18 protein-coding genes and 2 tRNA genes are annotated in these 20,409 nt (G+C 44.5%); 2 read left to right on the top strand and 18 right to left on the bottom strand.

Going from position 1 to position 20,409, the window contains the following annotated elements; translation table 11 throughout:
• Positions 1-141 precede the first annotated feature (141 nt).
• The 5 genes from hpt to spoIIE all read right to left on the bottom strand — a co-directional run bounded on the left by hpt (position 142) and on the right by spoIIE (position 6,574).
• Positions 142-690 (bottom strand): hypoxanthine phosphoribosyltransferase, encoded by a 549-nt coding sequence (gene hpt, locus ACFVAD_RS22550; protein WP_386645643.1) that lies wholly within the window; start codon positions 688-690, stop codon positions 142-144.
• A gap of 22 nt (positions 691-712) precedes the next feature.
• Positions 713-2,107, bottom strand: a complete 1,395-nt coding sequence (gene tilS, locus ACFVAD_RS22545; RefSeq protein WP_386645640.1) for a tRNA lysidine(34) synthetase TilS — start codon at positions 2,105-2,107, stop codon at positions 713-715.
• 155 nt (positions 2,108-2,262) lie between these two features.
• On the bottom strand, positions 2,263-3,309 hold the full coding sequence (locus ACFVAD_RS22540; RefSeq protein ID WP_386645637.1) for a protein kinase domain-containing protein: 1,047 nt from the start codon (positions 3,307-3,309) through the stop codon (positions 2,263-2,265).
• Positions 3,275-4,012: a VWA domain-containing protein gene (locus ACFVAD_RS22535; RefSeq protein WP_386645634.1), complete on the bottom strand. Its 738-nt coding sequence runs from the start codon at positions 4,010-4,012 to the stop codon at positions 3,275-3,277. Before ACFVAD_RS22535 ends, ACFVAD_RS22540 begins: the two co-directional genes overlap by 35 nt.
• A gap of 75 nt (positions 4,013-4,087) precedes the next feature.
• Positions 4,088-6,574, bottom strand: coding sequence for a stage II sporulation protein E (gene spoIIE / locus ACFVAD_RS22530; protein ID WP_386645692.1), 2,487 nt, complete (start codon positions 6,572-6,574; stop codon positions 4,088-4,090).
• 301 nt (positions 6,575-6,875) lie between these two features.
• Between spoIIE and ACFVAD_RS22525 the strand changes: the two genes are divergently transcribed.
• Both ACFVAD_RS22525 and ACFVAD_RS22520 read left to right on the top strand, forming a co-directional pair.
• Positions 6,876-6,952, top strand: a tRNA-Met gene (locus ACFVAD_RS22525).
• A gap of 9 nt (positions 6,953-6,961) precedes the next feature.
• Positions 6,962-7,033: transfer RNA gene (locus tag ACFVAD_RS22520), tRNA-Glu, on the top strand.
• Positions 7,034-7,716: 683 nt separating this feature from the next.
• Here ACFVAD_RS22520 and ACFVAD_RS22515 read toward each other — a convergent pair.
• The 13 genes from ACFVAD_RS22515 to ACFVAD_RS22455 form a co-directional block, all read right to left on the bottom strand.
• Positions 7,717-8,175, bottom strand: coding sequence for a S1 domain-containing RNA-binding protein (locus ACFVAD_RS22515; RefSeq protein WP_386645631.1), 459 nt, complete (start codon positions 8,173-8,175; stop codon positions 7,717-7,719).
• A gap of 87 nt (positions 8,176-8,262) precedes the next feature.
• The gene (locus ACFVAD_RS22510; RefSeq protein ID WP_386645628.1) at positions 8,263-8,646 is read right to left on the bottom strand and encodes an FtsB family cell division protein; all 384 of its coding nucleotides are present in this window, start codon (positions 8,644-8,646) and stop codon (positions 8,263-8,265) included.
• Between the two features lie 15 nt (positions 8,647-8,661).
• Positions 8,662-9,300, bottom strand: coding sequence for a spore cortex biosynthesis protein YabQ (gene yabQ / locus ACFVAD_RS22505; RefSeq protein ID WP_386645625.1), 639 nt, complete (start codon positions 9,298-9,300; stop codon positions 8,662-8,664).
• Positions 9,297-9,602: a sporulation protein YabP gene (gene yabP / locus ACFVAD_RS22500; RefSeq protein WP_204419935.1), complete on the bottom strand. Its 306-nt coding sequence runs from the start codon at positions 9,600-9,602 to the stop codon at positions 9,297-9,299. The genes yabQ and yabP overlap by 4 nt, the downstream gene beginning before the upstream one ends.
• 80 nt (positions 9,603-9,682) lie before the next feature.
• Positions 9,683-9,952 carry an RNA-binding S4 domain-containing protein gene (locus tag ACFVAD_RS22495; protein WP_386645622.1) on the bottom strand — a complete coding sequence of 90 codons (270 nt, stop codon included), beginning with the start codon at positions 9,950-9,952 and terminating at the stop codon, positions 9,683-9,685.
• Positions 9,953-10,473: 521 nt separating this feature from the next.
• Positions 10,474-11,937 (bottom strand): bifunctional methyltransferase/pyrophosphohydrolase YabN, encoded by a 1,464-nt coding sequence (gene yabN / locus ACFVAD_RS22490; protein ID WP_386645620.1) that lies wholly within the window; start codon positions 11,935-11,937, stop codon positions 10,474-10,476.
• 13 nt (positions 11,938-11,950) lie between these two features.
• Entirely contained in the window at positions 11,951-13,543 is a 1,593-nt protein-coding gene (locus ACFVAD_RS22485; protein ID WP_386645618.1) for a putative polysaccharide biosynthesis protein, read from the bottom strand.
• A 546-nt stretch (positions 13,544-14,089) separates the two neighbouring features.
• The gene (gene spoVT, locus ACFVAD_RS22480) at positions 14,090-14,626 is read right to left on the bottom strand and encodes a stage V sporulation protein T (protein WP_386645615.1); all 537 of its coding nucleotides are present in this window, start codon (positions 14,624-14,626) and stop codon (positions 14,090-14,092) included.
• A 206-nt stretch (positions 14,627-14,832) separates the two neighbouring features.
• Entirely contained in the window at positions 14,833-18,366 is a 3,534-nt protein-coding gene (mfd, locus tag ACFVAD_RS22475) for a transcription-repair coupling factor (protein WP_386645612.1), read from the bottom strand.
• A gap of 87 nt (positions 18,367-18,453) precedes the next feature.
• Positions 18,454-18,684, bottom strand: a complete 231-nt coding sequence (gene fin / locus ACFVAD_RS22470) for an anti-sigma-F factor Fin (RefSeq protein ID WP_386645609.1) — start codon at positions 18,682-18,684, stop codon at positions 18,454-18,456.
• Positions 18,685-18,739: 55 nt separating this feature from the next.
• Positions 18,740-18,961 (bottom strand): hypothetical protein, encoded by a 222-nt coding sequence (locus tag ACFVAD_RS22465; protein ID WP_386645607.1) that lies wholly within the window; start codon positions 18,959-18,961, stop codon positions 18,740-18,742.
• Between the two features lie 12 nt (positions 18,962-18,973).
• Entirely contained in the window at positions 18,974-19,534 is a 561-nt protein-coding gene (gene pth / locus ACFVAD_RS22460; protein WP_386645604.1) for an aminoacyl-tRNA hydrolase, read from the bottom strand.
• Between the two features lie 226 nt (positions 19,535-19,760).
• The gene (locus ACFVAD_RS22455) at positions 19,761-20,408 is read right to left on the bottom strand and encodes a 50S ribosomal protein L25/general stress protein Ctc (RefSeq protein WP_386645601.1); all 648 of its coding nucleotides are present in this window, start codon (positions 20,406-20,408) and stop codon (positions 19,761-19,763) included.
• Between the last annotated feature and the right edge of the window lies 1 nt (position 20,409).

Raw genomic sequence — 20,409 nt, 5'->3', positions numbered from 1 at the left:
ACACGTAATATTATTCACTTTCGTGCTCTTTTCCCGTATAGTAGATTATTTCCTCTTTAAATAATATGGGGGATATGTGCTGTAAAAAATCCAAAAGCCGATTTTTCACGAACATATGCAACTAACTTTACGAAAAGAGCTTTATTCTTCGTTATTTGTATAGATTTCAGGTTTTAACACTCCGATATAAGGGAGGTTGCGGTATCTTTCCGCATAATCTAGTCCGTAGCCCACTACGAATTCATCAGGTACGATAAACCCTACATAGTCGGCCGTAATATCAGCTTTTCTTCCGCTTGGCTTATCTAACAATGTAACGATTTTGATTGTTTTTGCTTTACGGTAGCGGAAAAGCTCCACTAGATAGCTAAGAGTCAGGCCGCTATCAATGATATCTTCAATGATCAGGATATCTCTGCCTTCCACGGAAGTGTCCAAATCCTTCAGGATCTTAACCTCTCCTGAGGAAACAGTGGAATTTCCATAGCTTGAAACATCCATGAAATCCATTTCCAAATATGTATCCATACGTTTGATCAGGTCACCCATAAATGGCATAGCGCCTTTAAGGACACCAATTGCCAATGGAAAACGATCACTGTAGTCTTCTGTTAATTGAGCACCTAATTCTCTTACCTTTGCTTGAAGCTCTTCTTCGCTAAAGAGTACTTTTTCAATGTCTTTGTTCATTTCGTTGTTGCCTCCCAAACTGTTAGCTCTTCTTAATGGTTAAAACTAAAACTGGACCCACCGTTTCCTCTGTTACTTCAAAAGATGAACGTTTCAGCATGGGCACCCATAAAACAGTTTCATTTGCATCGACTATAATCGGCCATGAATCCCGTTTTTCTATCGGAATTTTCGCTTCGATAAAGATGCTTTTCAGTTTTTTGGAGCCCTGCGTCCCCTTCAACTTCATTCGATCCCCATTAAGCCGCGATCTGACATGAAGCGGAAATGCTACTTTCGATAAATCTAGGATAGCTTGGTTCTTTTCTACATGAACAGCATGTTTGTAGTGTGTCCAAACCTCGCTAATGATTACATCATCTGTAGGCAATGTTATCTTCCCAGGCACTTCAATCATGGCACGAAAGGGAATGGCCCTTTCATTTTCAAATGACAATGTGCAATCATTGTAGGACCGAGTAACCTTCAAATCATTAGGGAAATGTAACATTCCAGAAGGGTGTTCACTTTCCAATAAGGATAACAAATTATCAATATGTATAGAGGAAAGAGATGGAGGAATTTCATTATTATAGAGATAGTTTAATATTAGTTGAAACCCTCTTCTTTGTAAAGGTTTTGCCATTAAAAGCAAAGGTTTTCTCCTTATAACCACTCCGCTTTCATTTTTGGTTTTAATTACTTTATTCCATTCTTTTTCGGTTAATTCCTCCAAGTAGGAATTGTCCTCTTGTAAATGCTCACTGAAGCTCTGAAACTTCTCATTCAGTGCAGGAAATTCTTCTTTCAGCAATGGCAGTACATGATGCCTTATCCGGTTTCTGCGATAGGCATCCTTATCATTGCTGGGGTCGTGACGGTATGAGAGCCCGTTTTGTTGAACATATTCTAGCACTTCCTCCTTTGTAACGGAAAGAAGCGGGCGAATGATCCATCCGTTTCCAAAAGGGCGCTTCGGCAGAATCCCGGCATATCCATTAATGGTGGAGCCCCGTCCCATTCTCATAAGCATCGTTTCCACCTGATCATCGCCGTGATGTCCCAGTGCCAAAAAATCCGCGCTATGCTTTACCATCACTTCCTCATAGAAAGAGTAACGACACTTTCTTGCAGCAACTTGTGCGCTCCATTTGTTCTCCTTTTGAAAGGCCTTTACATCTACTCTTGCCGCTTCAAAAAGAATATTTCTTTTTTCACATTCCGCTTTTACGAAAAGCAGGTCTTCTTCCGATTGCTTCCCCCTGAACATATGATCCACATGGGCTACAACCAACTCCAACCGCTTTTCCTTGCGGATACTGATTAAATAATGCATCAGACTGATGGAGTCTGCGCCTCCGCTGACTCCGATCACCACTTTGGAATCTTCAGGAAGTAAATGATGCTTTTGAATAAAGGCAGAAACATTGTTCCACATATATCATACCCATTCCTTTGAACTTACACGTATAATTTTCTCCTTTATCCTACCATTTGAGGCAACCCCCTGCAAAACAGTTGCTCGTTCCATCAACTAGTAAAAACATCCATATCCCTTTATACCCATTATCCCTTGCACTAAACGATGTCGTACTAGAGCAGTGTTCCATATATATAGAAAAAATACGCGGCCAGTACAATGGTGATCAGGACACTTGTTTCAATAAAGCCTTTGGACTTGCTTTTTGACGGTACCACTTGGCTTTGCGCTGCCTGCTGCCGTGCCCGGTGTTTCTGCGTGCGATTCGTATAGGAGGCTGACGCTTGCTGCGGGGATGCTTTGGCTTTGCCCTGTGGTGCAGCCTGAACTTTCGCGCTAGGCTTTGAAATGCTCATTGCCTGCAGAAATTCCCTTTTCATTGCGACGGCAGAAGCATACTGTCCGGATAAAGCACGGACAAGCACCTTTTCATATTTACGCAGCCAAAGATTTCCCTGTATATAGGATGACAGCTGCTTGATTCCGCCATCCCCGTTTTTTTGAAATTGCTTCGGATAGCATGTATGAATCATAATCATCGCTACGGCAAAAAGGTCGTAGGTCGGCTCTGCTTTTCTTGAACCCAATCCCCAGTATCCTCTATCGAAGAACTCCGTGAATTCCTTGATCGCTCTTCCTTGTATCGTGGTGCCGCCGACATCAATCAGCCGTACCTTTGGAGGGTTCGCGGTTACAATCAGATTGTCGGGCTTCAGATCGCCGAACACCCAGCCTTCCTCGTGCAAAGTATGGAGATCAGTCAATAGTTGCAGAACAAGGATACCTGCCCACTCCATTCCCTTATTCTGAATAAAAGTCAGGAATGCTTCTCCTTCCAGATACTCCATGACATAGAAGGAGAATGCCTTTTGACCATTGCCTATTAGCCAATCATCCACATCCAACAAAGAAGGCCCGAGGGAAAATCCCCGGACCTTCGAAAAATGACGTAGGACGTTAACCTCAGAAGTGATGGATGAACTATTTTCACTAATTTTCAGTGCCGCTAATCCATTTGAGCTTCTGGTTAAGTACACATATCCTGTCGCACCATATCCCAGCGTCTTTAGAATCGTGTAACTTTTTTTGTGCCATTTTCCGAAGATGGTCGTTCCTTGAGGCAGGTTACCTACCTGATTCTTCATAGTATTGTTCATCATCGGAAATCAAGCTCCTTAAGCTACGCGTTTTCTTGAAATAAGGAATGGCTTCTTTAAGTGCAGGTCCTGTAGGCGTAATTCCCCCTGTCGCCAATTTCGGGAAAATGCTGGATAGGGATTCCAGCTTCGGCGTCCAATCCAGAATGTTTTCCACCTCCTGGCGTTTTCCAGGAAAGACAAAGGCGGAAAACTGGTTGTCTCCCATTCTGGCATTTAAGCTAAGGGAAAGATCGAGCAAGGCTTCCTTTACCGTCGGAAGCTTGGATTTCATGCTGGCACTCGTATCCACCAGTATCAATACCTGCAGGGATACCGTCTCCCCTAATTCATCCACCACTTCCATGACCTCGCCGCGCTTTTCAGGCGGCAGGTCCTCCATGGAAGAATTGGAGCCCAGAATTTGCTGGAGCTCTTTGTTGATAACCCCCTGCAACGTTTGGGTCATCGCCTTTCTTGTTACCATCTGGACGGTCTGGGACAAGTTTTTCGCATAAACGATCTGACTTACCCCTCCACCCGACATCGCAATGCCTTCAATTTCCTGCATGCCTCTCTCATCTATCGTATCTTCATCCATAACCCCAATGACGTTTACCGTAATATCCTGTTCCTTCGCAAGTGCTGCCATCGCAATCGGGTCTTCCCCTGAATTCGAGCACCCATCTGTAATCAATAGAATTTGCTTCAACGTTCCTTTATACACGTTTCGTCCCCTCCTAATGCGTATAATTTACATTAGCCATCATGGACGAAATCACTAGGATTTATACCTTGATTTTCACAACGCCTCCTTCATCGTTTGATTTTTTGATAGATAATGATAGGCAGGAATCGCTGCCCATTTCGGAATGTTCCTCTCTATTTTTGCCACCACAACGGTCATGTCATCCTGTATCTGCCCTGAGCGGGTTCTGATAACCTCCTCCATGATGATATCTGCCACTTCCTGCGGATCGTCCGTTTGAATCTCCGACACCTTCCGTTTCATCCATAAATCATAGTTCTCTACATGCTTAGGACCCTCAAAGATTCCGTCACTCATCATAATGAGCAAGTCTCCCGCCTTAAGCTGTTCGCTGACGACATCCACATCGAACTCCTGAATAATTCCCATCGGTAGGTTACTGGCTTCTATTTTTAGTACACGGTCCCCCCTTTTGACAAAGCTTGGCGTCGATCCGACCTTCAGGAACTTTGCAGAAGCATCCTGGAGATCGATCATTGCCAGATCAAGCGTCGTAAATATCTCATCGGTGGTCCGCAACGATAGAACGGAATTCACCGATTTTATCGCGACCTTCTCTTTTATACCTGATTGCAGAATTTCCTGTAAAAGTTTTAAGGTTTCTTTGCTCTCATAATGTGCACGCTCCCCATTTCCCATACCATCACTAATGGCGATGGCGAATTTTCCATGCCCCAACTCTATAGTGGAAAAACTATCTCCCGATATAAGCCCTCCCCCTTTTGCCGCATGGGCCACACCTGTATCTACCGTAAATGCTTTCGCAGAGCCAAATGATACATAGCAGTATCCATTGTTGTCTGCATTACACTCTTCTTTTTTCACCATAATGTTTTCATTCAATATATCTGAAAGCATCGGAGCAATGAGCTTTTCACATTCGCCTCTTCCCTGGCAATAAGGAACGGTCATTTCAATATCGACATTCCCCTGCTCGACACTGTAAATCTCCACTTGTTCGATTTGGATACCGAACGCTTGCAGCGCTTCTAGTATTTGGTCTTCCTGAAGATAATGATTCTCTCGCTCTCGTTGGATTTCTTTTGCGAAATCTTCCATAACCTGCGAAACTCCCAATAATTGATCGGCTACCAACCTCCTACTCTCCATTAATTGTTTTTTCAGCTTTTCACTCGCGTGGAACTGGGTTAACTCGTTCTTGATGACAGTCTTCACTTTTTCTGATTTTACACAATGGCGATCCCACTCCTTTTGTAGTTTGACGTTTAAACTAATGGTTCCCTCCTCGGTGTCCTCCATCAATTTCGTCATATATTCATAGGTTTTATGAAAATTCTGCGTCCAGCACTGGTCCTTCTTGAAGCAGTTTTGACATGTTTTTTCCGTCACATTGCTCAAGAATAGATCCACTTCCTGCTCGGAATCCGGCTGTTCAAACTGAAACTTGGAAAAGCTGCTCGACAGCGCCTGGAATACATGTGAGAACTGCTCGACCCTGTTGGCGGTCACATCCCGTATTTTCCTTAGATATTGCTGCTGTTCGGCATTGTATTCTGCGGTGCCCGGGATAAATTTAGCCAGATTGGAAATGGCTTTCTGCGGGGTAAGTAAAAAGAGCACCACTGCCGTCATCGATTCAAGGATTGTCGGCATCAGCATATTTGTTCCCTCGCCATAAATACCAATCAAAAGTGTTCCAAGGAGCAGCCCCACGGATACACCGAGTTTATTCCCTTCCCTCAGCAGCCCTCCCAAAAGCCCCGCAAAAGCAAGCAGGCTCATTTGGTATAAATTCGAGACGGTAGCAAGGCTCAGAATCAAGCCTGTGACCACACCGACCGTCGATCCGATCGTAGCACCGGCGACAAACGCGAAGATCAGTACGAGGTATCTTGATAATATATGTTCAATGGCCATGTCATACATGGTCCAGCCGATTGTTCCTGTCAGTACGGAGGCCAATAGGATTATGAGGCAAATAATTTCTTCGGTCTTAAATGCCTGTCGCTTTTTTCTCATCATGATCAGCGGGATACTTTGAAAGAAGATAAGCGTCAGGATAAAGCCAAGCCCCGCTTCCACCCCAATCATCATCCAGTCATAGGCAACGATCCCGGTTGTAAAATATAGCATGGCCGACTTAGAAAGGAATGCCGATAGGAACACCAGGAACGGCAAAGCTTTCAGCGCTTCGAACTTCAATGCCAGCATCCACCTGAACAGGAGCACGAAAAGAATCATCCCTCCGAACACATAGGCAGCCGTCATAAGCGATACCGTACTGGAGCCGACCAACAGCGCTATCAAGGTCAAGCCTGCTCGTTTCTTTTTCATAAAATAAACTGCCGCAAAAAATGGCAGTGCGAACGGCGTCACTTCTCCAAGGATCAGGGCTCGTCCTAAAAGAAAGCCGATGAAGACCAACAGGAATCCCTGGTGAAAAAGAATGGATGTTATCCTGCTCCTGGCATTTTGAATATTTCTTATCAGTCCCTTTTTAAGCTTCCCTAGATGAACATTAGAAACTGGCTCCCCCATATTCCCTTCTATCCTCTCCATCATATCCACTCCCGTTTCGGTTCATTGAGGTCATTATACAAAGGAAAAACGAAAAGTTTTGTCAAACGAGCAGTGGCGTTCACAAAAAACGTTCGACGTAATCCAAGGAAATGGGGGAAAAGCTGTCAGGAAATCATCGCATTTGCTATTCCCGTCCATCAGTTTTTGTAATTTCACTACACATTACCATGGATAATGTTCTAATTATTCTTACATTTTTAAAATGTATTGACATATATTTAATATCTTAGTAATATATTTTTTGTGCCTAATACGCACGCATATGACAACTTATTATTTTGGCGGTGTAGCTCAGCTGGCTAGAGCGTACGGTTCATACCCGTGAGGTCGTGGGTTCGACTCCCTCCGCCGCTACCAATTTAATAAGGCCCATTGGTCAAGCGGTTAAGACACCGCCCTTTCACGGCGGTAACACGGGTTCGAATCCCGTATGGGTCATACAATTTAGCTGTTTCCGATTAGTTTCTACTAATCGGAGGCAGCTTTTTTGTTATTTAATTTTGGGGTTATTTATTTTGCTAATCTGATAAATGTACACATCAAATGTAGCCCGTTGATTTCCACTCCGGACACTTGCTTTCCGCGGGGACGGATGGGAGCCTCCTCGGCTTCGCCTGTGGGGTCTCCCATGCCCTCTACTTTCCCGCAGGAGTCAAGTGTCCTCCGCTACAATCAACTCACGGTTTAAATAATATTTGCTCTATGAATGAGCCTTTAAAACAAATTTAATTCGATACTGATACGAATATAAAGATATAATGCAAATTTCTTGCCTTTAGGAAGATAGTAAGACAAATTTATTACTATGAGTCACCCCTGATGGTTGGAGTGTAAGGCTTAGACTCCTGCGGGAGCAGCGTGTCAAGGGAGACCCCGCAGGCGCTTTAGCGCCGAGGAGGCTCCCGAGGCCGCCCGCGGAAAGCGAACGCCTGGAACGGAAACCATCAGGGTGTTTAATGTAGACATCTCATCTTTAGCCCAGCCCTATTCTTAAAGCAATATTCTTTACTAAAAGAGCTTTTTTAAAATCCGCAATAAATACAAAAAGCACGCCCCATTTTCATGGGCGTGCTTCATAACGTTACATGTACGTTTTTATATGTGTGATGTTCAGCAGCAAGTTAGCCCCTTTTCGCTCCACGACCTCCACGTTTTGATTCCGTGCTACGTTTCAGGGATGTCAAACGATCTTCGCTATCCTTTAAGAACCTTGCCATTTTTTGCTCGAAGTTTTCCTTTGGACGGAATTCTTCTCTTTTTCTTGGTGGACGTCCTTGGTTAGGACGGTTTTGGTTATTTGGGCGTTGCGTTGGTTGAGCAGAACGTGGCTGAGGCTCACGGTAAGTATCGCTTGCCTTCTTGATGGATAAGCCGATTTTTCCGTCCTTCTCCACATTGATGACCTTCACTTGCACTTCGTCGCCAACTTTTAAATGGTCATTGATATCCTTCACATAGTTGTCTGCAACCTCACTGATGTGAACTAGACCTGTTGTTCCTCCTGGCAACTCGACAAACGCGCCAAAATTAGTTATTCCTGTTACCTTACCCTGTAACTTGCTGCCTACTTCGATTGACATAAAAAAAATGCTCCTCCTTAAAATCATAAAAAATAAATCACTTTACCTACCATTATACCTAGAGCAATTGAGGTGTCAATACAACGACTAATCAGATGAGGAATCCTCTGGTAAATTAAAGATGATTTCCCCATCCTCTGACATGAAATAATCTCTACGTGCGATCTTCGCAATATATTCATCATCGTTCAGCTTCACAATCTCTTCTTCCAAACGCTGCTGTTCTTTTTGTAACTGAACCAGCTCCTGTTCCACCGCTTCTTTTCTATCTTGTTTTTCCTGCAAAATAGCCCGCTGCTCCAGGAGGGTTTTACCCATGAGAATCCCAAAAATTACCACGACCAAAAAGAATAATGACAAACGGCGATAAAGTCCACGGCGTTTTTTTTGCTGTTTTATATGCTGTTCTTGTTTGGCATCTGAATAGTCTGAATGGATTTTTGCTACTTTTTCGTTTCTTGCCGCGCTCATCTTATCATTCCTCTCCTAGCGCTTTTTCCAGAAATTCCTTACTCTATTCATTATACTATGTTTCCTATTCTTTACTAGTGAGCAAAATCCTGCAAATTTCTTGAAAAGACTTTGTAAATATTTTTTCCAGGCTTTCGGAATCAGTTTCCATCCTAGCATACCGAGCCATTTGAATGGTAGAGTACAAAGTTTGATTATTTTCCAGACCAAAAGAAGCAAAAAGCGCCCCAGAGAATAAACTGCTCTAAAGAGTCCCACTAAAATAAATATGATAGCTTGTACCAATAATTGAATGGGTTTCACAATCAGCATCTTCACCAATTTCCCCATAAAGCGGTATACGCTGATGGATAGTCTGATCAATGACTCTAGTAAACTTAAATACAAATAGCGAAACAGGCTTTGATACGCTGCATATCCACAAACAAGTGCGATGAGAATATAGAAGCGGATCTCCCCTTCGTTTACCAGGAGCAAAACATAGAATGTAACAAGACCCTGCAAGAGCCAAAAGAGAAGGTCGTGCAGAAACACGATCCATCTCGCTCTTTTGTCTCTTTTCATGAACCTTCCATACGTATCAATTGCCGCTCCAAGATACGTGCCTACGCCGATCATGGCAAGCATGGTGTAAAGTTGAGTGGTCAGGCTCATTTGAACAACTTACTAAAGAATCCTTTAGCTTTCTCTCCTTGTTGGTCGTCGAGGTAAATAATCTCCATGATCTTGCCTTTGATGGAGACTACCCCTTTTTCCACATCCAGGTTCTTCATCTGCAGGTTTTGACCCCTTACGGAGAGAAAGCCCATGACGGTTTCAAGCAGAAACTCTTCGTTATCGAAGCTTTCCACTTGTTTCACCCCTGTGATATCAAGCAGCCTTCTGCTTCTCATCACGATGTCCTGTTCCTGGACAGTCTGTTTATTCGCCTGATTTGATTCATAGTATTGGTTCATTTTCATCCCTCACCTATCCATTACTTGAAGATAGTACATGTATATGAAAGGGATTCTTTTTTAGAACAAGCCTACCCGTTCTACTCCTCGCTTTGTGCGACTCTCTCTTCTTTGACAATCGTATACATCATTGTCGCTTCTTCTTTTTTCGCTGTTTCCTGGACGTGGTCGACAGATGCTGTCACGATTTTCTGTCCGAAATGGATTGTCAGCTCGTCACCTGCTTTTACATTGCTGCTCGCTTTCGCCTGAATTCCATTGATGGAAATACGTCCCTGTTCCGCCACTTCCTTTGCCAGCGTACGGCGCTTGATGATCCGGGACACTTTCAAAAATTTATCTAAACGCATATCTGTTTCCTCCTATTATAGGTTCCTTTATATATCACCTAAGGAAAGACAGTTTTCGGATGCTCAGTTACTCTTTGATAGAATTTACACTACTAATTTTGCCCGTTGATTGCAGCGAGAGACACAAGATTCGCCGGGGAGGGTGGGAGCCTCCTCGGCTTCGCCTGTGGGGTCTCCCACTTCCCTCTAAGTTCCCGCAGGAGTCAAGAATATCCGCCAACAATCAACTCAAGTGGTTAATAAAATTCTCTAAAAGCAAGAGCCTTCCAATACCGCGATAAGGTGAAAAGGAAAATTATTAAAGCCTGATTTTTCTTGGCTTTTAGTACTGCTCATTATTTACTTAGGTTTCCCCTGTTGATTGGAGTGCAAGGCGTGAGACTCCTGCGGGAGCAGCGTGTCAAGGGAGACCCCAGGCGCAATAGCGCCGAGGAGGCTCCCGAGGCCGCCCGCGGAAAGCGAACGCCTGGAACGGAGATCAACAGGGTGTTTAACAATGACACTTTATATACAGGTTGGCTTTATAAACCCAACTTCTTCGCTTCATTCCAGATTTCATCCAGCTGTTCCAACGATAAGGCTTCGAATTCCAGCCCTAACTCTTTTACCTTTTTTTCAATAAAAGTAAACCTGCGATAGAATTTCCGGTTGGTGGCGGAAACCGCTTCTTCCGGATCTACCTTATAGAATCTTGCTATATTCACCAGAGCGAACAGGATATCGCCGAACTCCGCTTCGACTTTCTCCGCGTTGCCGTCCTTTGCGATTTCTTCCTTCAGCTCCTGGATTTCCTCTGATACCTTCTCCCACATCGGGGCGACATCATCCCAATCAAACCCTACCTTTGCAGCTTTTTTCTGGTATTGATAGGCCTTCGTCAAATTCGGCAGTCCTTTTGCCACAGCATCAAGAATGGATTGCTCCGCTCTTTCCCCTTTTTCGGCCTTTTTGATCTGCTCCCAGTTGCTCACCACTTCATCTGCATCCTCGACATTTATATCACCGAACACATGGGGATGCCTGCGGATCATCTTTTCATTTACGCCCTCTATGACATCCTCTATGCTGAAGTAGCCTTCGTCTTCCCCGATTTGCGCATGCAGCATCACCTGGAGCAATACATCCCCTAGCTCCTCCATGATCCCATCAATATCCCCTTCATCAATGGCGTCTATCAATTCATACGCTTCTTCAATCAGGTATTTTTTCAGGGATTCGTGCGTCTGCTTCTGATCCCACGGGCAGCCATTCGGTCCCCTTAGAATCGCGATGGTTTGGCGGAAGTGGGCAAATTGCTTGTACAAGAGCTCATCCTCTTTTACAGGCGGCACATATACGCTTGTGAGATTGTTGATTTCCGCTGCACGATCTAATTCATATAAAGGAACTTCTGTTATTTTTTCCTGAGAGGATCCCGCTGCCGTCACAATGGTAACAGGGTAATCATCAGGCAGAATATCCATCAAAGTCAGTTTCACCTCTGAAGCAATGAACGCATCATAAACCTGACAGAAAATCATATGCTGCGTTGGAACAATCGTCTCTTTGACAAGTGAGGTAGCATCATGGAACTGAAAGCCTTCTATCGGATCCAAGCCCACTGCTGTAAACATCGGGTCAAGAAAACTTTGTCCACCTTTTATATCGAGTGCCAGCTCATTTTTATTAGCCTTATCCAGCAAAAGTTGAACGGTTCTCTCTGCTACGAGCGGATGGCCAGGAACTGCATAGACTATTTCCTTTCCTTTGCTTGCTTCCACAAGTATCCTTGTAATCTCTTCATACACGCTCTCAAAGGAATCATGCTTTTCATAGATGCTATCAAAGGATGTGTAAGATATGTTTTCCTTTTCAAGTTCCTGGATGACTGGATGTTCTTTCGTTCGCAGGTACAGGTGATTACAGGAAAGCAGCCTCTTATAAACTCCCATCGGCAGCTGTTCGAGATCACCCGCCCCCAAACCTAGTACAGTTATCTTTGCCATTTTTTCACCAACTCTATTTGATTAGTTTGGATAACTTGCTTCCCAAAGGCAGGAAGGAAAGCTCCGTTTTTGTAAAATAATTATTTTTTATTAAAACAAACAGGAACACGATACCACCAAGCATCACTCCGACCAAGCTCTGTGCAGAAGCCAAAAGCCGGCTCGATCCCACTAACCCATGACTTCCCTCCAAGAGAACGGCGAGTGCAGCTGACATAAGTCCGATACTCACGAGAAGCGGGTATATGTATGCTTTCTCCAATATGGTTATGCCTGTCTTTCTTTTTATTTCAAACAAGAGGCCGACAGCTACCACACTACTTGCCAAAAGCGTACTGAATGCTGCACCAGATGTCTGGGATCCTGGAATGAACGCGAAATTCAGCACTATTTTCCCCAACACTCCTGCAAGAACATAAAAGGCAGGCAGATAGGCATGTCCAAGACCTTGCAGGATTGCTGATGCCGTAAGCGCGATACTGCAGAATAGAATGGATAATCCTAATACCAATAATACACCAGATCCATTTCCATTAGAAAACAGCATCGTGTTGACCGGCTTGATCAGCCATGCCAAACCGACTGAGGCTGCAGCGCCGATTGCAAAGCTTACGCGAATCGATATCATGATCTTGTCTTTCATTTCCCTGAAGGAGCCTTGTGCCTTCGCCCGAGTTATGTAAGGAACCAGCGATAAAGAGAACGCCGTTGCCACCACCGTCCCGAGTTGAATCAAGGGCTGCCCCCGGTCATATAAACCTTTGAGAAGCTTAGCCTCATCAGGAGAAGTGCCGCTTTTGACTAGATACGCATAAACGGAAAAAGAGTCCACCATTTGAAAGAGGACGAGCAATAGACTACTGATACAGATCGTAAAGCCCTGCAGCATAAGTACCCTGACTATGCTCCTGGTGGAGAAATACACACCAGGTTTCTTTTGTCGCTTAGCTTTTGCTTGATACCGATGATAAAAAAGAAAAAGGACGGCTACAGCCGCAAGGCCGCCTCCGACGGAACCAACCATGGCACCTGCGCCTACTTCGTATAAAGAATGACCGTGCTCTACAAGATAGTATGCAAGAACAAGAATAGTACAAACCCGTATAAGCTGTTCACCTACCTGGGAAGCTGCGGTCGGTGTCATTTCGCCACTGCCCTGGAATATCCCTCTTCCAACAGATAGAAACGGCATGAGCAGAAAGGAGAAAGCGACAATCCGGACTAACTGCGAAAGCTTTGAATCTCCCATCATTCCGGCCAGTGCATCGGCTCCTAAATAAAGGCACGAAAATAGAAGCCCCCCTAAGAGAAGGAGAAAAGCAAAGGAGATGGTCCCGATTTTCCTGGCAGCTTCCGTTTTGTTCACTTCCGGATGTTCTGCTATCAGCTTCGAGATGACCACCGGGAACCCATATGTAGATAGAATGATGGCTACTCCGTAGAACGGATAGACCTGTTGATAGATATAAAAACCGACATCTCCCACAATATTCTGGAAAGGGACCCTGTATGCGGCACTCAGCACTTTTACCAGTATGCCCGCAACCGTTAATATCATGGCACCTTTCCATATTGCTTCGAGATGGTGGTCTGACTGATGTTTCATGAAAATACCCGCTTTCAACCTAATGTCACAATTGTATTATTGTACCATAAGAAAAGCATAAGCGCCTTGGTCACCCCCGAATTAGCATAAGACGGTGTTCTAAGATGGTTGCAATTTAACCTTCGTAGAAAAATGACTTATGACCTCGAGGGGGAGGAACTGGAGCTGGACACCTCGTTTAAACATCACACTAGTTTTCTCTTTTTGGCGGTCTCATTCCGCTGCTTTGAGGCCGCCATTTTCTCTTTTGCTCTTTATCGCGGTCTCATTCCGCTGCTTTGAGGCCGCCATTTCCTCTTTTTTTCTTTTTCGTGGTCTCATTCCGCTGCTTTGAGACCACCATTTCCTCTTTTGCTCTTTATCACGGTCTCATTCCGCTGCTTTGAGACCACCATTTCCTCTTTTGCTCTTTATCACGGTCTCATTCCGCTACTTTGAGACCACCATTTCCTCTTTTGCTCTTTATCACGGTCTCATTCCGCTACTTTGAGACCGTAAAAAAACAAAAAAAGCAGCAGAACGCCTCTGCTGCTTCCTATTACGATATTATTGCTCCATCTGCCTTGCCAAGAAGCCTGCAGCCGTTTCCACAGCCTTTTGTTCCACTTCTCCGAGTGACTTGTCTTTGGACATGATTACTACTGCACCAATTGGATCGCCGTTCGCTACGATCGGTCCGATGGTATAGGACGCGAGGGATTCTACATGACCATCTACAATTGCAAGCTGCTGCTCATCAGTTTTCAATACGGAATTGCGATCTTCCATGGATTTCTCCACTACATCGCTGACACTCTTATTGAGATACTCCTTCTTGGATCCGCCAGCTACTGCAATAAACGTATCACGGTCACAGATTAATACAGGATGTCCTAAACTATCATACAGAGCTTCCGCATATTCTCTTGCGAAATCGCCAAGCTCTGAGATAGGAGAGTACTTCTTCAGAATTACTTCTCCATCCCGGTCGACAAAAATCTCCAACGGGTCACCTTCACGAATACGTAACGTTCTTCTGATTTCTTTTGGAATTACAACTCGACCTAGGTCATCAATACGACGTACAATACCAGTTGCTTTCATTTCTTAGGTTGCCTCCTTCATCCGATGATAAAAAGAGATGAGTTAAATTGGTGGAATTGATCAAGTTGTCCTGCTTTTGAAGAATTCACCATTTGTTGAAATTAGTATCCTTCACACCGTGAGTTATATACATGTTGGAAAAGTTTTTTTTAGTTTGTAAAATCCCCCAGTATTTATATAGACAAGATTTCACATACTTAAACCTTTTACGATGCATTTACACTTTCTTTTTTCACATTCTCTAGTCCTTTTATCATAGAAATCGCAACCTGGATCCACTCATCTGGTTCCGTACGCTTTGTTTGAATCACGACCTTCAATCGTTTGCCTTCCATCCCGAGGCTGACCATTCGTCCAAATTCATTTCCTAGCAAGAAAAGCTTCTGTCCGTCAATTTTATTGCTCGCCTCTTCTGAAATCAACAGCACCAATTCCTGCTTCGTCTGCTTGATGGAATCCACTTTTTCCTTCAAGCCATATACTTTCATTTCTGATACGCGGAAAAGATAGTCCACTTCTTTCGGATACTCTCCGAACCGATCCTTCATTTCTTCCTGCAGTTCTTTTAGGTCCTCCGGCGTCTCTATGCCACGGAAGCGCTTATACATATCAATCTTTTGCTTGCTGTCCCCAATATAGGATTCAGGGATGTAGGCATCGAGTTCGACATCAATTTCCATATTGCGCTGTTTCTTCTTGTCGGGATTTCCTTTTCGCTCCTCGATTGCATCCTTCAGCATCTGTGAATACATATCAAAGCCGACCGAATCGATAAATCCGTGCTGTTGAGCCCCCAAGAGGTTTCCAGCACCACGAATCGTTAGATCCCGCATGGCAATCTTAAAGCCTGAGCCAAGCTCTGTGAACTCCTTGATGGATTGCAGTCGCTTTTCTGCCACCTCTGTCAATACTTTGTCTTTTCTATAGGTGAAATAGGCATAGGCCACCCTGTTGGAACGCCCTACCCGTCCTCTGAGCTGGTAAAGTTGTGATAGGCCCATTCTGTCCGCGTCAAAGACAATGAGCGTGTTGACATTCGGGATGTCCACTCCTGTTTCAATGATCGTGGTACTTACCAGGACCTCCGCTTCTCCTTCCATGAATTGAAGCATCACAGATTCCAGCTCGTTTTCCGTCATCTTCCCATGGGCATAGACTATTCTTGCATCCGGTACTAGCATCGAGATCTCATCCGCTTTCCGTTCGATGTCCTCGACGCGATTGTATAGAAAGTATACCTGCCCCCCGCGGGCTAGTTCGCGTTCAATCGCTTCCTTCACTAGATTCCCATTATACTCCATGACGTAGGTCTGTACAGGGAAACGGTTCTCCGGCGGTGTCTCGATGACGGAAAGATCTCGTACGCCCAACATGGACATATGAAGGGTCCGCGGAATAGGTGTGGCCGTCAGGGTCAATACATCTATATTGGCCTTCAGCTGCTTGATTTTCTCCTTATGCGTCACACCGAATCGCTGCTCTTCATCGATGATCAGCAAACCTAGATCTTTATATTTCACATCTTTTGATAATAATCGATGCGTTCCTATTACAATATCGACCGTCCCGTTTGCAAGGCCCTTCATGGTTTCCGTCTGCTGCTTTCTGGAACGGAAACGGCTCAACAGCCCGATATTGATCGGGAAGTCCTGGAAGCGCTCCCTGACCGTTTCATAGTGCTGCTGAGCAAGAATGGTCGTTGGAACAAGAATGGCAACCTGCTTATCATCCGCGATCGCCTTGAATGCAGCTCGGATAGCCACCTCTGTTTTACCGTACCCCACATCCCCGCACAAAAGACGGTCCATTGGGCGTGTACGTTCCATATCCAGCTTGATTTCATGAATGGAGCGAAGCTGATCCTCGGTTTCCTGATAAGGGAAGGTAGCTTCAAACTCCCTCTGCATTTCCCCGTCAGGTGAGAAGGAAAACCCTTCACTTGCCTCCCGTTCTGCATACAGCTTGATCAGGTCGTCGGCAATATCCTGGACAGAGGATTCCACCTTGGATTTCACTTTCTTCCAATCGGTTCCTCCAAGCTTGTAGACTTTCGGTTCCTTGCCTTCAGATCCTACATATTTCTGCACCTGATCTATCTGTTCAACCGGAACATAAAGCTTGTCTGAACCTTGGTACTTGATATGAATATAGTCTTTGTGCAGACCGTTGATATCAAGCGTTTCTATCCCTAGATACTTTCCGATACCGTGGTTGATATGAACAACATAATCCCCGACATTCAATTCGGAGTAGTTTTTTATCCGTTCTGCATTGGAGAGCTTCTGCCTGTTCTTCGGTTTTTTGGCCTTCTTTTTAAACAGCTCTTCTTCTGTCAGAACAGCGAGCTTTTGCATAGGCAGCTCAAAACCTGACTGGAGGTCCCCTTCAATGATCTGAACCTCTCCATGTGCGAAGGTGGAGCCGCTTGAGAGCTTTCTGACATCCACATCATAATCGGCCAGGACGGATTCCAGCTTATCCATGCGCTCCTGGTCGGTAGCCATGACGACAATCGCATAATTCGCCTTTCTCCAGCGATCTATCTCTGATTTCAACAAATGCATTTGACCATGGAAATGCTGCATCGACTTGGATGAGAGATTGATCAGATTTTCCGGATGGGTATGCGGGACATGCCTTAAAAATAAGGATAAATAAATGAATGGCAGCTTTTTGCTATGAACCAATTGGGCAAATGAATGCGAGAATTTCAGGTCGTGAACTGCCTTTCCCTCAGCCAAGAGCTCAACCAGCCATTCCGCTTCTTCTTTATCCAGGCTCTCTGCCGTTTCCTGGATGCGGCTGATTTCATCCAGCACAACAACCCCGTTATCGGGAACATAATCTAGTAAACTAGCTGGCTTTTCATAGAAGAAACTCAAGTACTTATACAGCTCTGAAAAAACCTGGCCATTATCAAGCTGCTCTAGTTCATATGTGATATTTTCCATTAACAGCTGCTTTACCTTGTCGTTTTTCACCTTGGCAACCGAGTTGGAAAGCTCTTTCCCAAGACGCTCCCGGCCTCTTTCCAGCTCTTCCCCTGTCAGAAGAATTTCTGTAGCGGGGCCGATTGCAATACTTTTCTTGTGCGCTTGCGAACGTTGATCTTCAACAGAGAAGGAGCGGATGGATTCCACCTCATCATCAAACAGTTCGATTCGGACTGCCAGTTCTTCTGTCAGTGGATAGATGTCGATAATACCGCCACGGATGCTGAAATCCCCCGGCGTCGCTACCATCCCCACTCTTTGATAGCCGAAACGCACCAAGCGGTCTGCCAGATTATCCAGCGGTATGGTCTTATTCACTTCTATATGAAGCAGGGATTGCTGCCATTTAGTCTTGGATGGAAGCATTCTTTTTAATCCCGCTATCGGGGTAATGATAATTCCGTTACTCTTTGTAGCCCAGTGGTTCAAGGCTTCAATTCTCTGCGCTTTCAGCTCCGGACTTGCAATCCCGATCTCCGCAGCGAGGACGTCATTGACCGGATACAAATACAGTTCGTTCTCCGGCAGAAAGGAGCTCAAATCGTCATACACCTTTTGGGCGTGGTATAAATTATGTGTCACCAATAAGACCGGCGCTTTTCTTTCTTCGTATAAGGAAGCGATGAACAGGGATCTGGCAGAATTGGAAATACCGGAAACAAGCTGTTCCTCCAGCCCTTCGTTCAACCCGACCAATATCGATTCAAAATCATCGTTTTCTGTAAAATAAGGAATAAAACCCTTCATGGCACTACTCCCTCCTCTCCTGGTAAAAGTGCTCTGTCTGAACACGTATACGCAAAAAGGCTTTGGCATTAAACCAAAGCGTTTTTATTATTGTATGAAGCTCTCTGTTTCATGCCAGGCTGGATTTCGCTCCAGTGCCTCCTGGCAATCCTCACATATGGTTTTAACATGTATATCACCGTTTTGTTGGTATGCTATCATTTCTTGACGTTCTGAATCCGTTAATTGGTGGAATCCCAATTGTTCTGTATAGACTCTTTCTTTTTCAATCGTACCGACTCTATGTCCGCAATGTCTACAATTATAATGAATAGCCACTGTTTTCCTCCTAGCCCATCCTTTTTAGGAATAGTATAAACAGAGGCTTCCATTGTTATACAATGCTCGTTTCGTTAAGAGTAAAATGCTTACCTGAAAATAGAGTGTACCCTTTAAACACCCTGTTGATTTCCGTTCCAGGCATTCGCTTATCCATAGCGGCTTCGGGAGCGATACATCGCATGCAGAAAATGCTTGCATTTTCAAGGAGTCTCATGCCTTGCACTACAATCAACAGGGGAGATCCTAAGTCAATAACGAGTATTACTAAAGCCAAAAGAAATTTTCCCTATTGGTTAAATGTATTCATCACTTGGAGAAAGTCTTTGGATAGAACTTCTTCACATGCATCGGCAGCTTTTTTGACGGTGGAGTCAATGTCCGGACGTTCTTCCTGGGAGAACCTTCCTAGTACGTAATCCGAGATGGGTTGACCGTTTGTGGGGCGATTAATTCCCATCCGGATGCGGTTAAAATTCTGTGTCTGGAGATGCTGAATCAAGGACTTGATGCCATTATGCCCTCCAGCACTTCCCTTTTGACGCAATCTCAGTTTTCCGACAGGAAGATCCAGGTCATCATAGATGACAACCAGATCCTCGATATCGAGTTTATAAAAATCCAATAAAGGACGAACGGTTTCACCTGATAGGTTCATATATGTAAGGGGTTTAACCAGCAACACCTTTTCCCCATTCACTACACCTTGACCAAATATCCCCTTGAATTTGGATTGGCTCAAAGGTATGTTCCAGCGATCCGCTAATTCATCGATCACCATAAAGCCGATATTATGCCTTGTTTCTTCATATTGGCGGCCTGGATTTCCAAGGCCTACAAGAACTTTCATTTTTTCTCCTCCTGAAACAACTGACTCTTCCTCTTTTACAAAGAGGGACCGAAAGAATCTTTTCATCTTAGGCCTCCAGATAATTTAGGTATCTCTATTTTAACACAACAAGCGTGGCCCTATTACATTTCTGCCTTCGTAAGATTTCAACATATTCTGCAAAAATGACTAGAAGGGCGGGAGAACGGACCTGTCCCCACTAGAGAAAAGACGCAACCCCTGGGGGTTACGCCTCATTATCTGAATCGTTATTTTTTTCTCTACCTTCGACAAGCTCAGGCTCACCTGGCTCCTGCTCTTCTCCACTGTCGATTTCCTCTTCCTGTCGTGGAGGAAGGATCGATGCAATCACTTCATCATCTTCATGATTGAACTTATATTTACCTGAAGTATCCAAGTCACCAAAAGTGATCGTTTCATTGACTTGCAGGTTCGATACATCCACATCTATGCTATCCGGTACATCACCAGGCAGAACCTTTACGGAAGCCTCGTGGAGAACCTGCTGCAGAACTCCTCCATCCTTCACTCCTGCAGCGTCACCAGTAACATGTACCGTAACATCTACATCGATTTCGGATTTGAAGTTTACCACATGGAAGTCCAAGTGAACGAATTCCATACTCTTTAATGGGTCAACTTGATAATCATACAGCATTACTTTTCGTTTATCAGAACCGATTTCCAAATCGATAATGCCGTTTCTTCCGGTTTCCCTGATTGTTTTAATAAAATCCTTGCTATCGACACTTATTGATTTGTTTTCCGTGTCGTTCCCATATACAACCGCTGGAATCTGGCCTTCCTCACGGGTTTTTCTTCTTGAAGATTTTTTGAATTCCGTACGCTCATTTGCATGTAATACTGAAGTCATC

It is taken from the genome of Sutcliffiella sp. NPDC057660, from assembly GCF_042800035.1.
Lineage (GTDB): Bacteria > Bacillota > Bacilli > Bacillales > Bacillaceae_I > Sutcliffiella_A.
The sequence above is the reverse complement of the archived record's forward strand: the minus strand, read 5'-3'. Positions and strand labels throughout refer to the sequence as shown.

What these genes read in the sequence shown, in the direction of transcription:
- hpt (WP_386645643.1), bottom strand. Translation starts at nt 690, where the DNA reads ATGAACAAAGACATTGAAAAAGTACTCTTTAGCGAAGAAGAGCTTCAA.
- tilS (WP_386645640.1), bottom strand. Translation starts at nt 2,107, where the DNA reads ATGTGGAACAATGTTTCTGCCTTTATTCAAAAGCATCATTTACTTCCT.
- ACFVAD_RS22540 (WP_386645637.1), bottom strand. Translation starts at nt 3,309, where the DNA reads ATGATGAACAATACTATGAAGAATCAGGTAGGTAACCTGCCTCAAGGA.
- spoIIE (WP_386645692.1), bottom strand. Translation starts at nt 6,574, where the DNA reads ATGGAGAGGATAGAAGGGAATATGGGGGAGCCAGTTTCTAATGTTCAT.
- ACFVAD_RS22515 (WP_386645631.1), bottom strand. Translation starts at nt 8,175, where the DNA reads ATGTCAATCGAAGTAGGCAGCAAGTTACAGGGTAAGGTAACAGGAATA.
- ACFVAD_RS22510 (WP_386645628.1), bottom strand. Translation starts at nt 8,646, where the DNA reads ATGAGCGCGGCAAGAAACGAAAAAGTAGCAAAAATCCATTCAGACTAT.
- yabQ (WP_386645625.1), bottom strand. Translation starts at nt 9,300, where the DNA reads ATGAGCCTGACCACTCAACTTTACACCATGCTTGCCATGATCGGCGTA.
- yabP (WP_204419935.1), bottom strand. Translation starts at nt 9,602, where the DNA reads ATGAACCAATACTATGAATCAAATCAGGCGAATAAACAGACTGTCCAG.
- ACFVAD_RS22495 (WP_386645622.1), bottom strand. Translation starts at nt 9,952, where the DNA reads ATGCGTTTAGATAAATTTTTGAAAGTGTCCCGGATCATCAAGCGCCGT.
- yabN (WP_386645620.1), bottom strand. Translation starts at nt 11,937, where the DNA reads ATGGCAAAGATAACTGTACTAGGTTTGGGGGCGGGTGATCTCGAACAG.
- ACFVAD_RS22485 (WP_386645618.1), bottom strand. Translation starts at nt 13,543, where the DNA reads ATGAAACATCAGTCAGACCACCATCTCGAAGCAATATGGAAAGGTGCC.
- spoVT (WP_386645615.1), bottom strand. Translation starts at nt 14,626, where the DNA reads ATGAAAGCAACTGGTATTGTACGTCGTATTGATGACCTAGGTCGAGTT.
- mfd (WP_386645612.1), bottom strand. Translation starts at nt 18,366, where the DNA reads ATGAAGGGTTTTATTCCTTATTTTACAGAAAACGATGATTTTGAATCG.
- pth (WP_386645604.1), bottom strand. Translation starts at nt 19,534, where the DNA reads ATGAAAGTTCTTGTAGGCCTTGGAAATCCAGGCCGCCAATATGAAGAA.
- ACFVAD_RS22455 (WP_386645601.1), bottom strand. Translation starts at nt 20,408, where the DNA reads ATGACTTCAGTATTACATGCAAATGAGCGTACGGAATTCAAAAAATCT.